This window comes from Pseudoalteromonas piscicida (assembly GCF_000238315.3).
Taxonomy (GTDB): domain Bacteria; phylum Pseudomonadota; class Gammaproteobacteria; order Enterobacterales; family Alteromonadaceae; genus Pseudoalteromonas; species Pseudoalteromonas piscicida.
In genome coordinates, this window is the sequence record NZ_CP011924.1 from 2,813,486 (window position 1) to 2,837,623 (window position 24,138).

Below are 24,138 nucleotides of genomic sequence, written 5' to 3' on the forward strand. Positions count from 1 at the left end.
GGTTTGCTTATACTTTCCAGAGCGCTTTTGGTAGTATCTATCGAAATTTTAATCCTATTGGCTAGAGGTTCATGGTTTTATCGTTTGTTATTCTCATTCTTGGCTTTATTGCACTGGTTTGGAGTGCTGACCGCTTTGTTTTTGGTGCGGCCGCTCTTGCACGAAACTTTGGTGTGCCAACATTAATTGTTGGTTTAACTATCGTGGCCATGGGTTCTTCAGCACCAGAAATGATGGTTGCTGCGCAAGCCGCTCTTGCAGATAAAACAGACACCGCCGTGGGCAATGCCATAGGTTCTAACATCGCCAATATCTTACTCGTTTTGGGTCTCACCGCGTTATTAAGGCCACTCTCCGTTGGCTCTGGTATTTTGCGCCGCGAAATGCCGCTGTTAGTCATCGTTTCATTGGCAGCTTGGTATATCGTTAGTGATAACCACTTTAGTTTCGTAGAAGGTGTTTTGTTATTAGTCGGTTTCGCCGCTTTTCTTCTTGCACTTATCATTATCACCAAGCGTGGTGGTGGAGATAATGATGACCCATTTGTCAGTGAAGCCTGTGAAGAAGTGCCAAATAATATTCCAACTCAAAAAGCCGTTTTCTGGTTAATCGTGGGTATGATTTTACTGCCTATTAGCGCGGACTATCTCGTTGGCGCCGCGGTTGACATCGCCAAATATTTTGGCATGAGTGACCTGCTAATAGGATTAACCATTATCGCCGTTGGTACTAGTTTACCCGAGCTTGCGGCATGTGTTGCTGGCGTACTTAAAAAAGAAGACGATCTAGCGCTTGGCAATATTATTGGCTCGAATATCTTTAATATATTGGCAGTGCTATCGATTGCTGGGATTATTAACCCATCTGTCCTCGACGCCAATATTGCGTCACGTGATATCTTTATTATGCTTGGCGCGACACTGCTGCTTATCCTAATGAGCCTCAGCCTAACAGGTCAGCGCCGCATCAACCGCTTGGAAGGTGGCATACTTGTCGCAAGCTTCGTCGGTTATATTTACTACATCATTTAAGGAAGCCTTGTGACAACGAACCCATTTATTGATTCTGCAAATCAAGTTTTTGCTACTGAACTTGCAGCAATAGAAGAAGTGCAACAGTTTGTTGATCAACAATTTGTAAAAGCCTGTGAAATTATGTTTGGCTGCCAAGGTCGCATCATCGTGATTGGCATGGGTAAGTCCGGCCACATCGGAAACAAAATCGCAGCGACACTCGCAAGTACTGGCAGCCCTGCATTTTTTGTTCATCCAGGAGAAGCAAGTCACGGCGACTTGGGTATGATCACCAAAGATGATGTGGTTTTGATGATCTCCAACTCAGGGGAAACCCAAGAGGTGATCTCAATCCTGCCTGTGATAAAGCGCTTAGGGGCCCCCGTTATTTCTATGACAGGCAACCCGAGCTCTACAATGGCTCGTAATGCGACGGTTCACCTTTGTGTTAAGGTATCAAAAGAAGCCTGCCCATTAGGACTTGCACCCACGGCGAGCACCACAGCTACGCTAGTGATGGGCGATGCACTCGCGGTTGCGCTACTTGAAGCCAGAGGCTTTACGGCTGATGATTTTGCACTTTCCCATCCAGGTGGTAGTTTAGGAAGACGTCTACTACTAACCGTTGCTGATGTCATGCATCAAGGGGATGCAATCCCTATGGTTAAAAGTCATTGCACAGTTAAAGAAGCTTTATTTGAAATGTCAGCTAAAAGTTTAGGTATGACGGCAATCGTAGATGAAAGCTCGCAATTGCAAGGTATTTTTACCGATGGCGACTTGCGCCGTATTATCGAACAAAAGATCGATATTCACACCACCCCAATCACGCAAGTTATGACGGCTAAAAGTACGACGGCACGCGCCGATATGCTCGCAGCAGAGGTACTCAATATCATGGAAACCAAACGAATTAATGGCTTGATTGTGGTAAACAAAAACAACATACCGGTTGGCGCCTTGAATACGCAAGATTTACTTAGAGCGGGGGTGCTGTAATGCAATTTGAAGATTTATATCAGACGATTTCAACTGAAGCTTGGGAAAAAGCAAAACAAATCAAATTATTGATTTGCGATATTGATGGCGTATTCTCAGATGGACGTATATACCTTGGTAACAATGGTGAAGAACTGAAAGCATTTAATACCAAAGACGGGTTTGGTATTAAAGCCTTGATTGATAGTGGTATCGAAGTCGCCGTTATCACAGGTAGACATTCACAAATAGTTCAGCAACGCATGACTAGTTTAAATGTAACTTATATTTACCAAGGCCAAGAAAACAAGTTAGTGGCATATGATGAATTGAAGACTAAGCTCAACCTTAGTGATGACGAAATTGCATATATTGGTGATGATGGTCCAGACCTACCCGTAATGGAGCAGGTCGGTTTTGCCGTTGCCGTCAATGATGCACATCCTCTTGTCAAACGTATCGCCCACTACACCACTTTGATGCCTGGTGGTTTTGGTGCTGTGAGAGAACTGACTGATCTTCTAATGCTCAGCCAAAATCACTTATTGACTTCCAAAGGATCAAGTACATGACCGTATTGCGTGTCATCTTACTCATTGTTTTCGCTTCAATAATGGTATGGATGTGGTCGCCCATGTTTAATCCATCAGAGGCGGACTCAGCAAAAGAAGATGAACCGTTAGCTAAGCCCGATTATGTTGCAACCACACTTCAGCAAACGACCTATAGTGAAAATGGCTTATTAAACTATCAGGTAACTGCTGATAAGATGGAGTTGTATCAAGATCTTGGCTTTAGTCACTTTGAAAAGCCCATTTTCACCTTATATAACGGTGAGCAAAATTGGCAAATAAGTGCATTAGAAGCAACACTATACGAAAATAATACCTTGATATTAGAGGGCAATGTGCTGGCAAAGAATTTAACGCCTAACGCCATGATCACCGATATCAATGCCGATAATGTAAGAGTTGAAATTAAGCAAAAATTGATGAAGTCGGAACACCCTGTCGTTATCACGGGTCCTAGTCTTAGGATCACGGGTAAAGGACTGCATGCGGATCTACAAAAGCAAGTGATCGAACTCATCAACCACACAAAGACAATTTATTATGACCAGTAAAATCATTAACAAACTAGTTTTCATCGGCTTGCTTGCAAGTTCTACTCTAGTAATTGCTGCAGAACAAAATGAAGTCATTATTGATGCTGGCCGTCAGCAAGCTCAACTGCAAAGCAACATCGGTATTTTTGAACAGAATGTTGTTATTATTCATGGCAACAGAAAAATAAATGCCGATCGCCTAGAAGTCCATCGCCGCGCGGAGCTTGGTACTAACAAGCAACTGCTTGTTGCAACTGGCAGCCCAGCTATTTTCAGCGAACGTCAACCTGATGGTAATTTGCTAGAAGCCAAAGCAAACGAAATTCGCTACGACGTTGCGAAAGGCACCTTAGTCATTTCTGGCGATGCGGAAATCAATCAAACTGGGCAAAAAATCAATGCTCAGGTCATCACCTATGACATTGAAAAGCAACTGATCAGTGCTGAGCGCTCAGACCAAGAAGATTCCCGTGTAAGAACCATCCTTGTTCCTGTTGATGACAAAAAAGACGCAAAAGATAAAAAAGCGCAGGAAGAAGGTAACAATTAATGAGCGAGCTCAAAGCAACTGGTCTAGCAAAGAGTTATAAAGGCCGCCAGGTCGTCAAAAATGTTGGCTTAAGTGTTCAAGCTGGCAGCATTGTAGGCTTATTGGGCCCGAATGGCGCAGGTAAAACCACGACCTTTTATATGATTGTAGGGTTAGTACCAAGCGACAAAGGTTTTATTCAGATTGATGACGAAGATATCACTTTGCTACCAATGCACAGCCGCGCGCGACTTGGTATTGGTTATCTACCGCAAGAGTCTTCGATCTTTAGAAAACTCACGGTCTATCAAAATTTGATGGCGATTTTAGAAACTCGAAAAGACTTATCTAAAGTTGAAAGAGAAGCTGAACTAAACGAGTTACTGGATGAGTTTAATATCCAACACATTCGCGACTCACAGGGCATGGCATTGTCGGGAGGCGAAAGAAGACGCGTAGAAATTGCTCGCGCTTTAGCCGCTAACCCTAAGTTTATCCTGTTAGATGAACCTTTTGCTGGTGTTGATCCTATTTCGGTGTTAGATATAAAGACAATCATAGAGCACCTAAAAAACCGCGGTATCGGTGTGCTAATCACCGATCATAACGTTAGAGAAACACTGGACGTATGTGAAAAAGCCTACATCGTTTCACATGGTGAGTTAATCGCTGCAGGCACGCCAGAACATGTTTTGGCAGATCAAACCGTAAGAGATGTCTACCTAGGCGAACAATTCAAGCTATAGTTAAGACGTAGTATTAATAACTGTTAAAAAGGATTGTTAGAGATACATGAGGCAATCATTACAGCTGCGCATGGGGCAGCAACTTACAATGACTCCACAACTGCAACAAGCCATTCGCTTGCTGCAGCTTAGTACATTGGATCTGCAACAAGAAATACAAAAAGCATTAGACAGCAATCCATTGTTGGAAGTGGAAGAAGGTGATAATACTGACGGCGAAAACACTGACCAACACAGTCAAGAAAAGAGCAGTGCTGACGACAATCAAGATTCAAGCGATGAAGTGCAGGTTAGTGACTATGAGATAGACTCAGATACAGCCATGAGCAAAGACACGGTGAGCGATGACCTCGCCATGGATGTCACTTGGGACGAGTATATGAGTGCAGCGCCCGCTGCAAGCTCAGGCCCACTTCCCGATGACGATAATGTTTATCAAGGGGAAACCTCTGAATCTCTCCACGACTATCTCATGTGGCAACTTGAGCTGACACCATTTAGTCCAACAGATAGAGCGATTGCGATTGCGATTATTGAAGCGGTCGACCTGTCAGGCATTTTAACACTGTCTTGCGAAGACATTTTAGAAAGCATTAATGATGAGAGTAGCGAAGAGCCTGTTGAGCTGGATGAAGTCGAAGCCGTGCTCAAACGTATTCAGCTTTTCGATCCTGTCGGTATCGCAGCGCGTAGTTTACAAGAATGCTTGTGTATTCAGCTAAATCAATTCGCCCCAGATACGCCATGGATTGCCGAAACGAAAATGATCCTGACAGAGCATATCGACTTGCTTGCCAGCCGTGACTATCGAACTTTGGCTAAGAAAACACGCCTTAAAGAAGCCGATCTCAAAGAGGTCATGACGTTAATTCATAGTCTTAACCCAAAACCAGCGGCAAGCATTATTCATGAAGAGCCTGAATATGTGATCCCTGACGTATCGGTGAAAAAAGTAAAAGGTCGTTGGGTCGTAGAGCTAAATCCTGATGCTATGCCTAAAATAAGAGTAAACGACCATTATGCTGCGATGTCTAGAACAGCGAAATCCAGTACAGATAGTCAGTTTATTCGCTCACATTTACAAGAAGCGAAGTGGTTTATTAAAAGCTTAGAAAGCCGAAATGATACTTTATTAAAAGTTACCAATTGCATTGTGCAACAACAACAGGCATTCTTTGAATATGGCCCCGAAGCAATGCGCCCTATGGTGCTAAATGATGTTGCTGAAATGGTTGAGATGCATGAGTCCACAATTTCCCGTGTGACAACACAAAAATACATGCATACACCTCGGGGAATATTTGAGCTGAAGTACTTCTTCTCTAGCCATGTAAGTACAGAAAATGGAGGTGAGTGCTCTTCTACAGCAATTAGAGCACTTATCAAAAAGCTGATAGCTGCAGAAAATACCGCGAAACCATTGAGTGACAGCAAAATTGCAGATATCTTAGCTGAGCAAGGAATTAAGGTAGCGAGACGTACGATTGCAAAATATCGTGAATCCCTAGCCATTCCACCGTCAAATCAGCGTAAAAGCTTGATATAAGACGTAAAAACCAAGAAGGAAAAATGCTTATGCAACTAAATCTAACTGGTCGCCATGTAGAAATTACTGACTCATTAAGAGACTATGTCACCAACAAGTTTGCGAAGCTAGAAAGGCACTTTGATCATATCAATAACGTGCATGTGATCCTTGATGTCGAGAAGCTAGTACAAAAAGCAGAAGCAACATTACACGTAAACGGCGGCGAGCTATTTGCATCAACAGAGCATCAAGATATGTATGCCGCAATTGATGGCCTTATCGACAAGCTAGATCGTCAAGTTATTAAACACAAAGAGAAGCTCACTCGACACTAAGATGAAATTAAGTGAATTGGTGAACAAGGACTGCAGTAAAGCTGCGGTCCTTTTTAATAGCAAAAAACGTATTTTAGAATACATCAGCGAACTGGCTCATAGCCAAATTCCAAATACTAGTCAGCATGCTATCTTAGACGCTTTAATGGCCCGAGAGAAATTAGGCAGCACAGGGATCGGTAAAGGTATTGCCATTCCTCATGGTCGACTTGAAGGTTTGGATAAAATCCTTGCAATGGTGCTTGTTAGCGAGCAAGGGATCCAGTTTGAAGCCATAGATAAGCAGCCTGTCGATATTTTTGTCGCGTTCATCGTACCCGAAGGTGATAATCAACAGCACCTGAAGACCTTAGCGGCGATTGCTGATACACTCAAAGACAAGTCTTTTTGCAAAATGCTTAGGCAAGCAAAAAGTGATAACGAGTTATATGCAGTGATCCAAGGTGAACTTGATGAGTGATGAAGAAAAAGGACTCGAGCTTATCATTATCAGTGGCCGCTCAGGCTCTGGTAAATCTGTAGCGCTTCGAGTATTGGAAGACTTAGGCTACTATTGTGTAGATAACATTCCAGTCAATTTACTGCCGTCTTTAGTCCGCAGCGTTTCCGACAATTATAATAAAATTGCAGTCAGTATTGATGTTAGAAACTTGCCTAAAGAACAGGACGAGTTTAATGACATTCTTGAATACTTGCCTGGTTTCGCCAAACCTACCCTGTTTTATTTAGACAGTGACGATCAAACCCTGATAAAACGCTTCTCAGAAACACGCCGTTTGCACCCTCTTTCACTACATAATCTTCCATTAGATGTTGCGATAAAGAAAGAACGGGAATTGTTAGACGTGTTGATCACACGCGCTGATTTTCTCATTGATACTGCAGGCCTGAGCGTTCATCAACTTGCGGAAGATATCCGCGAAAAAATCTTAGGTAAGAAAGACAAACAACTCATTATTACCTTTGAATCTTTCGGCTTTAAACACGGCATCCCAAAACAAGCGGATTACGTTTTTGATGCGCGCTTTTTGCCCAACCCACATTGGGAGCCTGAGCTTAAGCCGCTAACTGGCCTAGATCAGCCAGTCAAAGACTATTTGTCGAGTCACAGCATCGTGCAAAAGTTTACTTGGCAGATCCAAACCTTTGTACAAACTTGGTTACCACACTTAGAGCGTAATAATCGCAGTTATCTAACGATCGCAATAGGATGTACTGGTGGACAACATCGCTCGGTATACTTAGCGCAAACCATTGGCGAGCGATTTGCAAAAACCCATCCCAACGTCAAAATTCGCCACCGTGAGCAAGAGGGTTAAATGTTAGAAGATACGTTTTTAATCCAGAACAAGCTCGGCCTGCACGCTCGAGCAGCGACGGTTCTTGCGCAATTAGCGACCCAATTTGATGCCGAAGTGACCTTATATCAAGGAGACAAAAGTGCTGCTGCTGACAGCGTACTAGCGCTGTTGTTACTTGAAAGCAGCCAAGGAAAAGAAGTACGAGTGGTTTGTGAAGGTCCCGATGCTCAGTATGCACTAGACGCCATTGGTGGACTAATAGAAAATAAATTTAATGAATCCGAGTAACTTGGGTTACTAGCGCCCAGATAGCACTAAGGCCCGATTCATTTATTCCCTGCTAATCTCCCCCTCCGTAACCAGACTGGTATAATACCAATTAGTCTTAATACTTGCTCAATTTGAAGGAGCAAATCTGACGCTGACTGTGTTAAAAATTTTTCATTTAGAACAACTAAATAACCTGAGCTGCGGATAATTAATGCCTTTCTAGCAGCCAGTTTCAACGCAGTTAGCGCTAAAACTTGCTGGCTAGACAAGGAAAAAACTAAGTTGTGCTTTAGCAACAATGAGTTGGAACATGCAGTCAGTATTGATGTTAGAAACTTGCCTAAAGAACAGGACGAGTTTAATGACATTCTTGAATACTTGCCTGGTTTCGCCAAACCTACCCTGTTTTATTTAGACAGTGACGATCAAACCCTGATAAAACGCTTCTCAGAAACACGCCGTTTGCACCCTCTTTCACTACATAATCTTCCATTAGATGTTGCGATAAAGAAAGAACGGGAATTGTTAGACGTGTTGATCACACGCGCTGATTTTCTCATTGATACTGCAGGCCTGAGCGTTCATCAACTTGCGGAAGATATCCGCGAAAAAATCTTAGGTAAGAAAGACAAACAACTCATTATTACCTTTGAATCTTTCGGCTTTAAACACGGCATCCCAAAACAAGCGGATTACGTTTTTGATGCGCGCTTTTTGCCCAACCCACATTGGGAGCCTGAGCTTAAGCCGCTAACTGGCCTAGATCAGCCAGTCAAAGACTATTTGTCGAGTCACAGCATCGTGCAAAAGTTTACTTGGCAGATCCAAACCTTTGTACAAACTTGGTTACCACACTTAGAGCGTAATAATCGCAGTTATCTAACGATCGCAATAGGATGTACTGGTGGACAACATCGCTCGGTATACTTAGCGCAAACCATTGGCGAGCGATTTGCAAAAACCCATCCCAACGTCAAAATTCGCCACCGTGAGCAAGAGGGTTAAATGTTAGAAGATACGTTTTTAATCCAGAACAAGCTCGGCCTGCACGCTCGAGCAGCGACGGTTCTTGCGCAATTAGCGACCCAATTTGATGCCGAAGTGACCTTATATCAAGGAGACAAAAGTGCTGCTGCTGACAGCGTACTAGCGCTGTTGTTACTTGAAAGCAGCCAAGGAAAAGAAGTACGAGTGGTTTGTGAAGGTCCCGATGCTCAGTATGCACTAGACGCCATTGGTGGACTAATAGAAAATAAATTTAATGAATCCGAGTAACTTGGGTTACTAGCGCCCAGATAGCACTAAGGCCCGATTCATTTATTCCCTGCTAATCTCCCCCTCCGTAACCAGACTGGTATAATACCAATTAGTCTTAATACTTGCTCAATTTGAAGGAGCAAATCTGACGCTGACTGTGTTAAAAATTTTTCATTTAGAACAACTAAATAACCTGAGCTGCGGATAATTAATGCCTTTCTAGCAGCCAGTTTCAACGCAGTTAGCGCTAAAACTTGCTGGCTAGACAAGGAAAAAACTAAGTTGTGCTTTAGCAACAATGAGTTGGAACATTCCTTATCCAAACCTCAGGTTAAATAGCAAAATTTTCGCCGTGTTATCGACAAGATTTTCTCGCTTCAAAATAGATCACTTAATTAAGCGAATTGGTATAATAAGTCTCTCATAATTAAGCGTAAACCTTGGTAGTTCCCAATAAACTGAGTTACACTGTAATACCAATTTAGGTTTCTTTCGTGCAGTAAAGCGAGTTGCCGAGAAAATCCTATTTTATCGTTGTGTACACCTTTAACGTGTATTAACGATAGCAACCCACCAGCAGAAACAACACGAATAAAATTCAAATTAAGAAATTGATTTCTGCGATAAAGTAAATGAATTGGGTTAACTTCATCACGTTAGCCAACATTATTATCAAAAAGGATGCCTATGCCTGAAGTATTTGAACAAGACTACACACTGGAACAACTCCAAAAGGTAACCAAAGCCTTAAACAGTGGTCAGTTTGTTCAAGTTAGGCGTATGCTCGCAGAAACAGCTCCTTGTGATACAGCACTGCTTTTAGAATCATCTCCTCATAAAGTTCGCTCTATGCTGTGGCAGCTCGTTGACCCAGATATCCAAGGGGATGTTTTAGAGGAACTGTCAGAGGACGTAAGACTTGGGATCATCGCCCAGATGGAGCCGGAGCTAATTGCTGCCGCTACAGAAGACATGGACGACGATGACCTTGGTGATGTCCTGAGAAGCCTGCCTGATACCGTCTACCAAGATGTTATTGGTGCGATGGATAGCCAAGATAGAGAACGTGCGACACAAGCATTGTCCTACAAGGAGCACTCGGCCGGTGCGCTAATGAGCACCGACACGGTCACTATTCGACCCGATGTTACCTTAGAAGTTGTATTTAGATATCTACGTCTTAAAGGCGAATTGCCAGACGGTACGGACGAGTTGTATGTAGTTGATAAAGACAACTGCTTTTTAGGTACGCTGCCAGTCAATACCTTATTAACTAAGTCTCCTGACAGTATGGTTCGAGACTTGATGGATGAAGATAAGGAAACGATCCCTATCTCCATGGATGAATCTGAAGTGGCGCAGCTTTTTGAGCGTCATAACTGGATCTCAGCTCCTGTAGTTGACGATAACGCCCATTTGCTTGGTCGTGTCACCATTGATGACGTTGTTGACGTCATCCGTGAAGATGCTGAGCACAGCTTGTTAAGTATGGCAGGTCTTGAAGATGAAGAAGACACCTTTGCGCCAGTTCTAAAAAGTAGCCAGCGCCGCTCTATTTGGCTTGGGATTAACCTGTTAACCGCCTTAATGGCAGCGTTTGTTGCAAGCTTCTTCGAAGGTACTCTGGATATTTTACCTATTCTCGCGGTGTTAAATGGCATAGTACCAAGTATGGGTGGCGTTGCCGGTAGCCAAACGCTAACCTTAGTGATCCGTGGTATTGCCCTTGGTCATATTAACCAGACTAACCAAAAGTTTTTAATGGGTAAAGAGCTGGCGATAGGTGCCTTAAATGGCGTGCTGTGGTCTGTCTTGATCGCAGGGGTTATTGCTATATGGCAGTGGGATTTTACACTCGGTGCTGTAATTGCCTTCGCGATGTTTATGAACTTAGTCGCTGCAGGTATCGCGGGAGCCAGTATTCCAATTATGTTAAAGAAAATGAATATCGATCCAGCGCTAGCTGGTAGTGTGGTACTAACAACGGTTACTGATATTGTCGGGATCTTTGCATTCCTTGGCACCGCCACTTGGTTATTAGTGTAGCAGTAACATAGTCTACATAGTGGGAAATGCTGGTCAAAACCAGCATTTCTTGAGCTGAGGAGGGAGAGTTATTCGCCCGCTATTTGCATCGTATTGAGTAATATTGAGCCGGTTTGTACTGCGCCTCGACATTCAATATCACCGCCAATCCCTTCAATCCCCATAAACATATCTTTTAAATTACCAGCAATCGTAATTTCACTTACAGGATATTGAAGTTCTCCATTTTCAACCCAAAAACCAGCAGCGCCCCTTGAGTAATCACCAGTTACCGTATTAACACCTTGTCCCATTAGTTCAGTGACTAACAAGCCAGTGCCCATCGACGCAAGTAGGCTGGTTAAATCGTCGTGTGTTGGTTTTACTAACCAGTTATGGATCCCACCTGCGTGACCTGTCGCTTGCATATTCATTCTACGTGCGGCATAGCTTGCCAATAAATAAGTATTAAGCACGCCATCTGTGATAATTTCTCGGTCGATGGTTTTTACACCTTCACTATCAAAAGGACTAGAAGCAAGTCCTCTTAGTAAATGTGGCTTCTCTTCAATGTTTACGCAGCGATTAAAAATCTGTGTGTCTAAAGAATCCAATAAGAAGCTAGACTTGCGATATAGCGCGCCACCACCGATACCTGATACTAAGTGTCCAAATAAGCTGTTAGCAATATCCGCTCGAAAGATAACTGGCACTTTACGCGTTGATACCTTACGACTGCCTAATTTTGCCAGCGTTGATTGCGCCGCTTCTAAACCAACTTCTTCGGGGGATTTTAGCTCCGAGTGCACGCGAGATAACGTATATGCAGAGTCCCGTTGCATTTGCTCACCTTCTTTACCAATCACCATAGTACTCAGGCTGTGTCTGGTACGTGGGAACCCTGCAATTAAGCCATGGCTATTGCCATATACACGGATCCCTTGGTGGCTCGATAAGCTCGCGCCATCAGAATTCACGATTCGAGGATCGAATTCTAACGCTGCTTTTTCAGCAGCTATACATTGCTCAATGGCTTCATCGGGAGAAACTTGCCAAGGATGGAAAAGATCTAAATCTGTTGGTGACATCTCTAGCAAGGCTTTATCCGCCACACCATTACAGGGATCATCCGAGGTAAATCGAGCGATATCTATGGCTTTTTCAACCACAGAGCGCAGAGCTTCAGGACTCAGATCCGCTGTTGATGCTGAGCCTTTATGGTTACCCACATAAACGCTGATACCAAGACCACCGTCTTGATTAAACTCAATGGTTTCAACCTCTCCCATTCGTGTACTTACAGACAGACCAGAGGTGCTAGACATCGCCGCTTCTGCCGAAGTTGCACCTAGTTTTTTAGCATGCGCTAACACATCGGCAACTGCATTTTTCACATCATCAATTTGATTATATATTGGGTGTTGTTGAGGTTGAGTCATAGATACCTTATCCGCTCGCTCGTCTAACTAAAACATATTAGTTAATATGCTATCACAGCTACTAACTATTGTAGTGATCAATTGTGGTATACTCTAATGTTAGAGACCTTAATATTTACTAGTATAGACAAGACCAATGGCTAAACACGAGCAAACGACCGAAGAAGAGATTATTTACGTTTCAAAAAGCGAGCTTAAGCGCGAGGCGCTAGAGTTGCATGAACTAGGCTGTGAAATTGCAGGGCTTGCCAAGAAGCAGCGTGAGAAGTTACCTCTAACGGACGAGCTTAAAGAGGCCATGACTGTTGCGGATAGGATACGTGCTAAAACAGATGCTTACCGTCGTCATATGAACTATATTGCGAAGACATTGCGTAGTACTCCAAATGTCGAAGAGATTCAGGCTGCGATGGATTTGATGCTAAATAAGAACAATAAAGCAGACGTATTGCTGAACAAGATTGAGCTTATTCGCGATGAAGTGATTGCCAAAGGAGATAGCAAGATTAATGAGCTATTGGATAAGTATCCTGAACTTGAGCGTCAAAAAATGCGCCAGATGGCGCGCCAAGCAAGTAAAGAAGTAAAAGCTGAGAAGCCAGGCAAAGCCTACAAAGAGCTGTTTCAGTATTTAAAAGAAGCAATTATGCCGTAACGCAGTGTTGTGGCTCTGATACAACATAAAAAGGCGCTGATGTGCCTTTTTGCTTATGATTAGGGCCTGTTTATCTTTCAAGTTTGTTTTTGCAGCAGTTTGATTGGTATTTGTACAAGGCAGAGCCTGCGTAGCATAGTTATTCTATGTGAGTCAGGCGAGAACAGAGTAGAAATACTAATCAAGCGCTGCCCTTTGGGTTCACCTGAGTGCGCTTTGTTCATTGTTGCTCAACTTTTGCCTAGATTACTAGGCGGCAAGTCGAGCGTCGCGACCAAAACACACTCAGGAGAACAAAAATCAAACAGCAAAGATCAACAGGCCCTAGTTATCGCAGGTAGTATTACGCTGTACCACCGACAGTAATTTCGTCAATCTTCAAACTCGGTTGGCCGACTCCCACAGGGACGCTTTGACCATCTTTACCACATACTCCAACGCCTCTATCAAGTGCAAGGTCATTGCCTACCATAGAGACCTTTTTCATCACCTCTGGACCATTGCCAATCAGCGTTGCGCCTTTAATTGGTTGGGTTATCTTACCATTTTCTATTAAGTAGGCTTCAGACGCTGAGAATACAAATTTGCCGGAGGTAATATCCACTTGACCACCGCCAAAGTTACTAGCAAAAATGCCTTTATCTACACTACGAATGATCTCTTCTTGACTGTGCTCACCCGCAAGCATGTAGGTATTTGTCATTCTCGGCATCGGTAAATGGGCATAAGACTCACGACGCGCATTACCTGTAGGCGCCACGCCCATTAAGCTTGCGTTTTGCTTGTCTTGCATATAGCCTTTCAAAATACCGTTTTCAATCAGTACATTGTATGCCGCTGGCGTACCTTCATCGTCCACATTCAAAGAGCCGCGACGGTCGGCTATCGTGCCATCATCCACCACAGTACAAAGACTCGAAGCGACTTGTTCACCTATTTTGCCACTGAATGCAGAGGCTCCTTTACGATTAAAATCACCTTCTAGGCCATGTCCAACAGCTTCGTGTAACAAAACCCCCGGCCAACCAGAACCAAGCACCACAGGCATCGCACCTGCCGGAGCATCAATGGCGTCAAGATTCACGCGTGCTTGGCGTACAGCTTCTTTGGCAAACTGCACCCATCTCGGTGCACCGTCTACTAACTCTTTAAAGTAACCATAATCTAAACGCGCCCCCCCACCGGCACTGCCACGCTCTCTGCGACCATTTTTCTCAAGTAGTACCGAGCAATTTAAACGTATTAGCGGGCGAATGTCGGTTGCAAATGTGCCGTCGCTTGCGGCAATTAACACTTCTTCATATACCGCAGACAGCGAACTGACCACTTGCTGCGCCTCAGGCGCTAAATCGCGAATACACTGTTCAATCTCTCTAAGTAAAGCCACTTTATCCGCATCACTCATGCTGGTAATTGGCTGTGCTGGTTGAAATTGAATGGGTGCTTTTACATCGCTAAATACTTGGACTTTACTGCTTTCGCCAGCTTGCGCGATGCTACGCGCAGCTTCTGCAGCTTTGGTTAAGGCTTCAATATTGATGGCATCAGAATAACTAAAGCCTGTCTTCTCACCACTCACTGCACGTACACCAACACCACGTTCGATGTTGTAGCTGCCGTCTTTGACTATGCCGTCTTCCAGCACCCAAGTTTCATGGTAGCTTGATTGAAAGTACAGATCGGCATAATTTACTTTGTGCTGATGAATATACTCGAGAGTTTGTGATAATTGCTCACGTGTCAGCTGGCTATTGGTCAGTAAATTCTGCTCTACATTACTCATAAAAACTCACTTTTAAATCGGTTATGATCCGCAACCGGCATTTTTTGCCGGATCGAATCAAGAAACGCGCTATCTAGCTGCTGTGAAATGGGTTCTAAACTCGCACCAGAGTCAATTAAGACTTCACCCCAAGGCGATACAATTAAACTGTGCCCATAGGTTTCTCGGCCATTTTCATGACAACCTACTTGCGCGGCTGCAACAACATAGCATTGGTTTTCTATCGCCCTCGCCTGTAATAATGGCTGCCAGTGTGCCTTGCCCGTTGCACAGGTAAAAGCACTCGGGACTAAAAATAGCTCAGCTCCCTTCACTCTCATCATTTGGAACAAACCGGGAAAGCGCAGATCATAGCACACGCTTAATCCAATTCTGCCAAATGGACTATCCACTACCACGACATCCTTCCCAGGCTCTGTTCGCTCAGATTCTCGGTATTGTTTAGTTTTGTCACTCACATCGGCGTCAAACAGATGGATCTTATTATAGCGTGCTACGATTTCACCACTCGAGTTAAATAAGTAACTCGCAGCCAGATATTTATCGCTCTGGCTTGGTATCGCGATGGTACCTGCCGCCAACCAAATGTTATGTTGTTGACAAAGCGCTGAGAGCTCTTGGAGCAGTGCTTCGTTATGCTGCGCGTATTCCCAAGCCTGTTGCGCATTGTCGCAAAACGCCAGCCAAGTTTCAGGTAAACAAACTAAGGTTGGCTCTTCCACCACTAACTTAACCAGCTGACTTTTAAGGTAATCTATATTTGTTTGGGGTGCTTTAGCCGAGCACATTGGCAATGCAATCACCTTAGCCATTACCACTTTCCTTATTTTGCGACACAAGAGGTTGCTCACTATGCTTAAGTGTAGCACTTGGATGTGATTCTGAATTCATTGCTGGTGCTTCTTTACTGGTATTCTCATCAGCTCCATCTGGCATAGCTTCTTCACTAAGAGGCACAACCGGTTTGGGTAACTCAATTTCTTTACTCTTACGATCAACCTCGGTAACCACCGGCTCTTGCATCGTTCCGGTGATTTTAAAATTAATCTCAGAGATCACTCGCGCCGAGTGGATAACCTTATCTAATGCCAGTGCAGCTAACCCCGTCACAGGGTTCACCGCCCATGCCATAATCACAGGTAAGCTCGACGTGACTTGTGGTGCGACGGCTAAATCATAATTAATTTCGTGAGTATTGAGATCGGCATAGCCACGTATCGTTAGATCCGCAGGCACGCCATCGAGCTTTGAATCTTCAGTGATCGCAATACCATTCGTTAGTTGTACCGAACCACTCATACTGTTATAGAAAAAACCTTTAGAAAACACATCCCTAAAGTCCAAGCGTAACTTTCTGATCAAAGAGTCCAAACTCAGTAGCGAAAAGACACGTGCTCCTTTGTCGCTTATTTCTGCCAAGTGGCCCTCTCCTAAGCGCCAAGTCAACTCGCCACCTAGGCTAGGTAAATCCATTTCGTATGGCGCGCCTTGCCAATTGAGGACAAAATCTATGTTGGCGCGGGAGTCTTTAATTGTCGAAGTAATATCAAACTCATCCGTTAGTTCACCAAAGTCATTGCTGTTTAACGCGCCGCTTAGCGTCGTTTCACCTTGCTCAAACCGGCCACTGGCATTGAGTTTATGATCTTTTTTGTCAATCACTAACTCTGAAATATTGAGTCTATTACCATCCCCAAACAACGACATATTGACCTGATCTAACTGATATTCATCAACTTTACAGTCACCGCACACAAATTCGGTTGCAGGTAAGCTCAACAACCAATCTAATGAGTGAACGTCTTTTTCCACTGTCTCTTGCGCTTGCGGCTCCGACTTAGGTAAATTTAGACGTAAATAATCACTATTAATGTGAATAGGCCGGCTTGAGTTTGACGCTGGAATAGCCACTTGTGAGCGCATTTCTTTACTATTGATTTTAAGCTGCATCGCGCCGTCAATCGCGGCCATAGTAAAGTCAACATCATGGAAAGGGATCTCAGAGAATGTTACTTTTGAGAAAGAGCCATTTACCTGATTCAGCGCTGGTAGAAATGCAGGGTCGGAACCTGAACTTGGTGCTTTGATAATACGGTTGATCAGTGGTAACCAAGGCAACAGCTCGACTTCTTGTTGTTTGATTGTGATATCAAAACCGGATGCATTTAAGCCTTCATCTTTACTGCCAATTATCAGGTGTGCATTACGCATCGCACCGGATCCATTTTCAATGATGCCATTAAAATACAATTGATTATCTAGGCTTGCCGTCACAAGATTCGAAATATCATCCCCTAATACAGTGCCGCTTAGCAGTTTAGCTTGATCAGCAGGTTTAGCGAATTGATCGGGTAAGTGACTTGCAATCCCCCGTAAATCACTCGCAAATTTGGCTTTATAGTTAAATCCAGCATCGGCAAAATTAAGGATAAGCTCAGTGCTCAGCACGCTATTGCCTTCAAAGTAGCCGTCAATAATTCCATTTGCGTGCGGTTGCAATTGCTCAATCCCTGCTTCAAGACTGACCTTGCTCGTGACTTGATAATTTTGCTTATCTCCGCTTCCTGATAAGTCTAACGAAAGGGGCATGTCCAGCCACTTAGCAGACAAATTATTCACTTTGATAGTGTCATCATCGAAGCTAACCACACCTTTCACTTGCTGTAATTGCATCCCAGGCTTTGCCAAAAAAACAGGATTGTTGTCTAGGTAGATGTCACCTTTAGCATGTACGGCACCTGAGTGCAGGTCGACGGCCAATTGCACATCCCCTTTTGCATCACCTTTACCTTGAACAATATCTAATATATTCGCGAGCGGATCTGCGAGCGGTGTTGCCGCAAAGAAAGGCTGTAACGTGCTCGCTTCTGTGGAGTGACTAATATCAACAGTCAGCACATCAGCGTGATTTAGATCCGCAATACTCACAACGACACCCTCATCAATACTTTGATTAACAAGTTCTCCACGGTGTGCGTAGATATCCATTCTTTCGTTTTCGAAGTGTAGTGTGACATCCCCTGAAGTAACGCTAGGCCAATCCGGTGCAAAACCAAAAGTAACATCATTCAAACGTGATTTAACTTCAAACTGACCTTGCTTATCAGCGAATGGAAATTGTGAAAGCGCCCCACTCAGTAAGACTTGAGTCTGCAAGTGCTGACCACCTTGGATCCCTGCTTCTAAATAATCGACTAAGCTTTTACGCATAATACTGACAGGAAAGTACTGTGAAGCGATTTCACCACGCCCACCGAGTAGCTCCGCATATAAATCAAGCCGAGGGTCATCTGATAACTGCAAGGAAAACTCTGTGGCTAACGCTACATCTTGATTACTAAGCCAAAAGTTGGGACTGGAAACTTGCCAGCCTTGCGTTTGTTGATTGCGAATATAGACATCACCACTGAGCTGCTGGAGCTTAATATTATCTTTGAAGGTCTCTTTTGATAGCAATTCAGTTTGTTCAGCACTTAAATTGAGCCTAATTTGCTCATCAGTTGCACTCACCTCTAATCTGGTACCATAAATGCCTGGGATCCCATGAAATGGCTCAAAAGCTATCTCTTCAATGACCCCCCATGCCGAAAAAGCATTATTAGTACCTAGACTGAATTTCGCTGCGCTCAGTTGACCATTGGGATTCATACCATACAACAAATCTCGTCCAGGGAATTTAGCAAGTTGTGCTAACTCAGCTAAAAAGTTGGCGTTAATATCCTTTAGCCAAAAGGTCTTGTTATCTTTATGCCATTTCGCTTCAAATAAAATAGGAGCAAGCGCTTCTTGATTGCGACTAAACTGGATACCACTACTTTGCACCCACCAACCTTGCTGATCTGGCTTTAACAGAAATTGCGCATCGTCTAATGCTAACGTGCGCTGACTTTCATCTTCTTGCCAAGTCAACGTACTGGGTTTGATATCTACTGTGATATCTTGCAATGTACCTTGTTCAAAGCCTAACCATAGCTGAGCATTGATGTCTGCTTTTAGGTCTGGATGCGCTAAGGTGATAAGCTCTTCTAGCCAATCGACCGGGTTAACCTTATCCGCAGATACATAGATATTCCCCGCCAATTCACGTAGCTTTCGCCCTGACAAAGAAAGACGAGCGTTAAACTGGCCTTGAGAAAACCCAGGTAATGCGATTTCTCCCGCACCTTCATGTAATGCGCTAGAGTTTTGCCACACTAAATCTTTCAATAATAAACTGTGAGTCTTACCACTAGAAAAGGTGATATTTAGACGACTGTTTTGCACCGCAAAATGCCCAACATCACCTAAGAAAAGGCTTTCAATTAATGCTTGCTGCTCAAAAGCACCTTGATCTTGAGCCGCGTTTAACTTACTCAGATCTATATCGGCTTCAAACCCTTCCAGTACAAAATAATTAGATGCGATCTGCATTTGTCGTACAGACTCAAATACATTGAGCTGCAATGAGGTTTTGGCGATATTAATGGAAATTGGCGAGTCTTTATTATCTTTAAAAGAGAGCGATTCCAACACTAGGGCAGGCCCATTGCCCTCCCAACTCGCACTGATCTGGCCAATACTAATATCAACATTCAGTTGCTTTTGGATCAGCGCTTCGATGTTACTTCTATAATCATTAGCATAGGGCAAGGCATACTTTAGCGCAGACACCAGCACCGCGAGTGTCACTAAAGTGATCGCAAAGATTTGCCACGCTTTACGCAGGCAGAAAAAACAGACGGCCTTAGCCTGCATGTACCGCTACCCTATTACATCATTACTACGTCAAACTGCTCTTGGCTATATAAGCTCTCAGTTTGAATGCTAACCTGCTTACCAATAAATAATTCAAGCTCAGCTAAATTATGATACTCATCGTTGATCAAGGCTTCGCTCACCGCTGGCGAGGCGTAAACCATAAACTTGTCAGCGTCATATGCACGATTCACACGCACGATTTCTCGTAGGATCTCATAGCAAACGGTTTCGACCGTTTTTAGTGAACCACGACCTGAACAGGATGGACACACATCACAAAGAATATGTTCTAGGCTCTCGCGCGTGCGCTTGCGGGTCATTTCTACAAGCCCAAGTGCAGAGAGTCCATTGATATTGGCTTTCGCTCGGTCTTTAGACAACGCAGTTTCTAAAGAGTGCAATACTCGGCGTTTATGCTCGTCAGATACCATGTCAATAAAGTCGATAATAATGATACCACCAAGGTTTCGTAACCTTAGTTGCCTCGCAATTGCTGACGTCGCTTCAACATTGGTATTAAAAATCGTCTCTTCGAGATTACGATGGCCAACAAATGCGCCTGTATTAACATCAACCGTTGTCATTGCTTCCGTTTGGTCAATGATAAGGTAGCCACCAGACTTTAACTCAACCTTGCGATGTAGTGCTTTTTGGATCTCAGTTTCAACATCAAACAAGTCAAAAATGGGGCGTTCACCTGGGTAATACTCAAGTGCACTTGCGAGTTGGGGAACAAACTCTTCAGTGAAAAGCTTTAGCTCTTGGTAAGTTAACTTTGAGTCAACACGGATACGCTCCATGTCCTCACCAACATAATCACGCAAGGTGCGAAATGCTAAGGTAAGATCCTCGTGCAAAATTTTTGCTTTGCTCGTTTTACGGCGGCGAGTCACAATTTTTTGCCAAAGCTTTTTCAAAAACTCCGCATCATGCTGTAACTCTGCTTCCGAAGCGCCTTCAGCAGCGGTACGAACGATAAAACCACCGTTTTCGTCATTATATTGTGCAACGATCTCTTTTAACCGGTCACGCTCTTGTTCGGTTTCAATACGTTGACTCACTCCCACATGCGTCGCATCAGGCATAAACACCAAATAACGTGAGGGAATAGTGATATCCGTTGTCAGTCTAGCGCCTTTTGTGCCAAGCGGATCTTTGACTACTTGTACCATAATGAACTGGCCTTGTTTCACCAGCTCACGAATGTCCTGCACTTTCTTAACTGGGGACTCGGCCACCCCCTCTTCGATCGAAGCGCTGTTCACGATATCTGACGCATGTAGAAATGCCGCTTTTTCCAAGCCGATGTCCACAAAAGCAGCCTGCATACCAGGAAGAACTCGGCTTACTTTGCCAAGATAAATATTACCGACGATGCCTAGGTTACCGATCCGTTCAACTTGAACTTCTTGCAGCACCCCATTTTCGATTAAGGCTACGCGACTTTCACTTGGGGTGACATTGATTAGTAGTTCGCTACTCATATTTTATTTTAAAAACCGTTGAATTAATTCGTCTGTCTCATATAAAGGTAAGCCGACAACTGCAAAATAGCTACCTTGGATCTCAGTTACAAAGCGTCCACCTACCCCTTGGATCCCGTAACCACCCGCTTTATCTTGCGGCTCGTTGGTGTCCCAGTAGGCATCAATTTCAGTTTCGCTCAGCGTTTTAAAAGTCACATTGGTCACAATCACATCGCTCAGTACTTTGCTTGTATCTGCAAGTGCAATCGCCGTCACCACCTGATGCGTATGACCAGAAAGACGCTGCATCATCGCTTTGAAATCCGCTTTATCACGAGGCTTACCAAGCGCTTCTCCGTCAATGACAACCACTGTGTCACTGCCAAGAACTGGCTTGTCGGTATACCCTAGCGCCACACCTGATTGCGCTTTTAAACACGCCAAACGCTCCACAAGCTGTAATGCGCTTTCATCGTCTAGCGGACTTTCATCTGCATCAACACTAAATTGCTCGAACGAATAGCCAAGCTGAGAAAGTAGCGCTTTGCGACGCGGAGAAGCCGAAGCTAAATATAAAGAAATAGACATTATCTGATCCTAAACTGTCTACGATATTTTCTCAGCAGTGGGAATATCCACAGCCAGCACACCATGCCCGTAACTGCAGGCCAGAGATAATGCGGGTTAAAGTAGATATCAAGCAAGAAATGATTAAGCCAAAATTGTAACAAATGATAGAGCGCGAGAAATAGCCCGATCAGCACTGCTTGCTGCCAGATGGAGAAATTACGAATTTTCTGAAAGTTGCTGGCGGTAATATAAATACAAATGGAATAGGTCAATGAGTTCACCCCGAGTGGCGCGCCCATCGCTAAATCTATTATCAGGCCAGTCATCCAAGCCCAACCAATATTCACACGGTGAGGAACGGCCAAAGACCAGTACATCAGCACCAATAATACCCAGTCAGGACGAAATGGTTCAAGTGAAAAAGGCAACGGCATAAGTGCCATGATTAACGCAACAAAGACACTCAATGCAATCAATAAGTTGCTATGTTTACTCATGATTTATTGCCTCTTGGCTGCGTTTACCTAACACCACGAGTAAGCGAATGCGATCTAGTTGTGCAATCGGCTCTGCCTGTACTTGTGCAAATGGTAGGCCTTCGTCTCGGTCTATCTCAGTAACTACAGCCACCGGATAGCCTTCAGGGAAAGTACCACCAAGCCCGGAAGTGACCAACACATCACCAATGCGAATATCCATGCTATGCGGAACATGAGCAAGGCGAACATTATTGATTTTACCCGTCCCCTCTACCACAGTGCGAACGTCATTACGCAATATTCTGACCGGTGTCGCATGGGTGGTATCTGTCATAAGCAGCACTCTTGAGGTCGTTGTACCGACTTGAGTTAGCTGCCCAACAATACCCATTTCGTCAATAACAGCCTGCCCTTCGCTGATCCCATCAATAGTACCGCGATTAATCACCACCTGATGACTATAAGGGTTCGAATGAACAGACAACACTTGAGATATTAAACGTTGATTGGTTTCCCTAGCTGACGCACCTAATAAGGCGCGCAATTCTTGATTTTCTTTTTGCAAAAACTGAAGCTGCTGTAATTGCTCACTCTGTATTAATTGTTTTTCTCTGAGTGCTTGGTTTTCTTGTTGCAGCTTTTCTCTGGTATTGAGACTTTTCAGGCCCAAGTTGAACGCTTCATAGGGAATGTTAGCGACGTACAGTAGTGGACTGACCAAAGTGTTTAAACTAGTTCGCACCATAGTCCCACCAACCGTGTAGCGGTCACCAATGATCAGAATAATACTAAGCACAACTGCGACAGTAAGTCGCAGTTGTAAAGGAACGGTTCGGCCAAATAATAAATTCATCAGTCGTAACTAAATACGTCACCACCGTGCATGTCTATCATCTCTAACGCTTTACCACCACCTCTTGCCACACAAGTTAATGGATCATCGGCAACCACCACTGGAATACCGGTTTCTTCCATCAACAAACGGTCTAAGTCTTTGAGTAATGCGCCACCACCTGTTAATACCATGCCGTGGGCAGAAATATCAGAGGCTAGCTCTGGTGGCGACTGCTCTAGCGCAACCATTACTGCACTTACAATCCCCATTAAAGGTTCTTGTAACGCTTCTAAGATTTCATGTGAGTTGAGTGTGAAAGAGCGCGGTACCCCTTCAGCTAAGTTACGGCCGCGAACCTCAATCTCAATCGGTGTTTCACTCTTAAACGCTGAGCCAATTTCATGTTTGATATGCTCAGCCGTCGCTTCACCAATTAGACTTCCGAAGTTACGACGTACATAGTTAATAATCGCTTCATCAAACTTATCACCACCGATACGTACTGAAGACGAATAAACAACACCATTTAGTGAGATAATCGCGACTTCCGTCGTACCACCACCGATATCAACAACCATCGAACCCGTCGCTTCAGATACTGGTAGACCAGCACCAATTGCAGCAGCCATTGGCTCTTCAATTAAGTACACTTCACGCGCACCGGCACCCATTGCGGATTCACGGATAGCACGCTTTTCAACTTGCGTTGCACCACAAGGTACGCAAATAAGTACACGAGGGCTTGGACGCATAAAGTTATTATTGTGCACCTGTTTAATAAAGTGCTGTAACATTTTTTCTGTTACATAGAAGTCTGCAATCACCCCATCTTTCATCGGACGAATAGCTTTGATGTTACCCGGCGTTCGACCTAGCATTTGCTTAGCCGCAGTACCGACTGATGCAACGCTTTTTGGGCCACCAGCTCGCTCCTGACGAATTGCCACCACCGATGGCTCATTCAGTACGATGCCTTCTTCTTTTACATAAATAAGTGTGTTTGCCGTCCCTAAATCGATAGAGAGATCGTTAGAAAATAATCCGCGTAATTTTTTAAACATGAGGCTGGGTGACCTTTCAGAATTCT

At 44.0% G+C, this 24,138-nt stretch carries 23 protein-coding genes and 1 pseudogene; 15 read left to right on the plus strand and 9 right to left on the minus strand.

Annotated features, from left to right (window positions below):
- Nucleotides 1-71: 71 nt before the first annotated feature.
- From PPIS_RS13100 to mgtE, 14 genes and pseudogenes are all read left to right on the plus strand, one after another.
- Nucleotides 72-1,031 carry a calcium/sodium antiporter gene (locus PPIS_RS13100; RefSeq protein ID WP_010376669.1) on the plus strand — a complete coding sequence of 320 codons (960 nt, stop codon included), beginning with the start codon at nucleotides 72-74 and terminating at the stop codon, nucleotides 1,029-1,031.
- A 9-nt stretch (nucleotides 1,032-1,040) separates the two neighbouring features.
- Nucleotides 1,041-2,012, plus strand: a complete 972-nt coding sequence (locus PPIS_RS13105; RefSeq protein ID WP_010376668.1) for a KpsF/GutQ family sugar-phosphate isomerase — start codon at nucleotides 1,041-1,043, stop codon at nucleotides 2,010-2,012.
- Nucleotides 2,012-2,563: a 3-deoxy-manno-octulosonate-8-phosphatase KdsC gene (gene kdsC / locus PPIS_RS13110; protein WP_010376667.1), complete on the plus strand. Its 552-nt coding sequence runs from the start codon at nucleotides 2,012-2,014 to the stop codon at nucleotides 2,561-2,563. Before PPIS_RS13105 ends, kdsC begins: the two co-directional genes overlap by 1 nt.
- A complete protein-coding gene (gene lptC / locus PPIS_RS13115; protein WP_010376666.1) occupies nucleotides 2,560-3,114 on the plus strand; it encodes an LPS export ABC transporter periplasmic protein LptC in 555 nt (184 codons plus the stop codon). Before kdsC ends, lptC begins: the two co-directional genes overlap by 4 nt.
- Nucleotides 3,104-3,646 (plus strand): lipopolysaccharide transport periplasmic protein LptA, encoded by a 543-nt coding sequence (gene lptA / locus PPIS_RS13120; RefSeq protein WP_010376665.1) that lies wholly within the window; start codon nucleotides 3,104-3,106, stop codon nucleotides 3,644-3,646. The genes lptC and lptA overlap by 11 nt, the downstream gene beginning before the upstream one ends.
- Entirely contained in the window at nucleotides 3,646-4,371 is a 726-nt protein-coding gene (gene lptB / locus PPIS_RS13125; RefSeq protein WP_010376664.1) for an LPS export ABC transporter ATP-binding protein, read from the plus strand. The genes lptA and lptB overlap by 1 nt, the downstream gene beginning before the upstream one ends.
- A 46-nt stretch (nucleotides 4,372-4,417) precedes the next feature.
- The gene (locus PPIS_RS13130; protein ID WP_010376663.1) at nucleotides 4,418-5,917 is read left to right on the plus strand and encodes an RNA polymerase factor sigma-54; all 1,500 of its coding nucleotides are present in this window, start codon (nucleotides 4,418-4,420) and stop codon (nucleotides 5,915-5,917) included.
- A 29-nt stretch (nucleotides 5,918-5,946) separates the two neighbouring features.
- Nucleotides 5,947-6,234, plus strand: a complete 288-nt coding sequence (hpf, locus tag PPIS_RS13135; RefSeq protein ID WP_010376661.1) for a ribosome hibernation promoting factor — start codon at nucleotides 5,947-5,949, stop codon at nucleotides 6,232-6,234.
- 1 nt (nucleotide 6,235) lies between these two features.
- Nucleotides 6,236-6,694, plus strand: coding sequence for a PTS IIA-like nitrogen regulatory protein PtsN (ptsN, locus tag PPIS_RS13140; RefSeq protein WP_010376660.1), 459 nt, complete (start codon nucleotides 6,236-6,238; stop codon nucleotides 6,692-6,694).
- Nucleotides 6,687-7,553 (plus strand): RNase adapter RapZ, encoded by an 867-nt coding sequence (gene rapZ, locus PPIS_RS13145; protein WP_010376659.1) that lies wholly within the window; start codon nucleotides 6,687-6,689, stop codon nucleotides 7,551-7,553. The genes ptsN and rapZ (PPIS_RS13145) overlap by 8 nt, the downstream gene beginning before the upstream one ends.
- On the plus strand, nucleotides 7,554-7,823 hold the full coding sequence (locus PPIS_RS13150; protein WP_010376658.1) for an HPr family phosphocarrier protein: 270 nt from the start codon (nucleotides 7,554-7,556) through the stop codon (nucleotides 7,821-7,823).
- Between the two features lie 294 nt (nucleotides 7,824-8,117).
- Nucleotides 8,118-8,810: pseudogene (gene rapZ, locus PPIS_RS13160) on the plus strand (RNase adapter RapZ); the annotation flags it as partial.
- Nucleotides 8,811-9,080, plus strand: coding sequence for an HPr family phosphocarrier protein (locus PPIS_RS13165; RefSeq protein WP_010376658.1), 270 nt, complete (start codon nucleotides 8,811-8,813; stop codon nucleotides 9,078-9,080). It begins immediately after the preceding pseudogene.
- 669 nt (nucleotides 9,081-9,749) lie between these two features.
- Entirely contained in the window at nucleotides 9,750-11,108 is a 1,359-nt protein-coding gene (gene mgtE / locus PPIS_RS13175) for a magnesium transporter (protein WP_010376656.1), read from the plus strand.
- 68 nt (nucleotides 11,109-11,176) lie between these two features.
- Here the strand turns inward: mgtE and pmbA are convergent, their stop codons facing one another.
- Complete coding sequence (gene pmbA / locus PPIS_RS13180) at nucleotides 11,177-12,526, minus strand: metalloprotease PmbA (protein ID WP_010376655.1); 1,350 nt, start codon at nucleotides 12,524-12,526, stop codon at nucleotides 11,177-11,179.
- Nucleotides 12,527-12,662: 136 nt separating this feature from the next.
- Between pmbA and yjgA the strand changes: the two genes are divergently transcribed.
- Entirely contained in the window at nucleotides 12,663-13,181 is a 519-nt protein-coding gene (gene yjgA, locus PPIS_RS13185) for a ribosome biogenesis factor YjgA (protein ID WP_010376654.1), read from the plus strand.
- 343 nt (nucleotides 13,182-13,524) lie between these two features.
- Here the strand turns inward: yjgA and tldD are convergent, their stop codons facing one another.
- The 8 genes from tldD to PPIS_RS13230 are packed head-to-tail and all read right to left on the minus strand — an operon-like array spanning nucleotide 13,525 to nucleotide 24,112.
- Nucleotides 13,525-14,964: a metalloprotease TldD gene (tldD, locus tag PPIS_RS13195; RefSeq protein ID WP_010376653.1), complete on the minus strand. Its 1,440-nt coding sequence runs from the start codon at nucleotides 14,962-14,964 to the stop codon at nucleotides 13,525-13,527.
- Nucleotides 14,961-15,776, minus strand: coding sequence for a carbon-nitrogen hydrolase family protein (locus PPIS_RS13200; RefSeq protein WP_010376652.1), 816 nt, complete (start codon nucleotides 15,774-15,776; stop codon nucleotides 14,961-14,963). Before PPIS_RS13200 ends, tldD begins: the two co-directional genes overlap by 4 nt.
- Nucleotides 15,769-19,698 (minus strand): YhdP family protein, encoded by a 3,930-nt coding sequence (locus tag PPIS_RS13205; RefSeq protein WP_010376651.1) that lies wholly within the window; start codon nucleotides 19,696-19,698, stop codon nucleotides 15,769-15,771. The genes PPIS_RS13200 and PPIS_RS13205 overlap by 8 nt, the downstream gene beginning before the upstream one ends.
- 14 nt (nucleotides 19,699-19,712) lie before the next feature.
- Nucleotides 19,713-21,185, minus strand: a complete 1,473-nt coding sequence (gene rng / locus PPIS_RS13210; protein WP_010376650.1) for a ribonuclease G — start codon at nucleotides 21,183-21,185, stop codon at nucleotides 19,713-19,715.
- 3 nt (nucleotides 21,186-21,188) lie between these two features.
- A complete protein-coding gene (locus PPIS_RS13215) occupies nucleotides 21,189-21,755 on the minus strand; it encodes a Maf family protein (protein ID WP_010376649.1) in 567 nt (188 codons plus the stop codon).
- The gene (gene mreD, locus PPIS_RS13220) at nucleotides 21,755-22,234 is read right to left on the minus strand and encodes a rod shape-determining protein MreD (protein WP_010376646.1); all 480 of its coding nucleotides are present in this window, start codon (nucleotides 22,232-22,234) and stop codon (nucleotides 21,755-21,757) included. Before mreD ends, PPIS_RS13215 begins: the two co-directional genes overlap by 1 nt.
- Entirely contained in the window at nucleotides 22,227-23,069 is an 843-nt protein-coding gene (gene mreC / locus PPIS_RS13225; protein ID WP_010376644.1) for a rod shape-determining protein MreC, read from the minus strand. The genes mreD and mreC overlap by 8 nt, the downstream gene beginning before the upstream one ends.
- Nucleotides 23,069-24,112 carry a rod shape-determining protein gene (locus tag PPIS_RS13230; protein WP_010376642.1) on the minus strand — a complete coding sequence of 348 codons (1,044 nt, stop codon included), beginning with the start codon at nucleotides 24,110-24,112 and terminating at the stop codon, nucleotides 23,069-23,071. Before PPIS_RS13230 ends, mreC begins: the two co-directional genes overlap by 1 nt.
- Nucleotides 24,113-24,138: the final 26 nt, after the last annotated feature.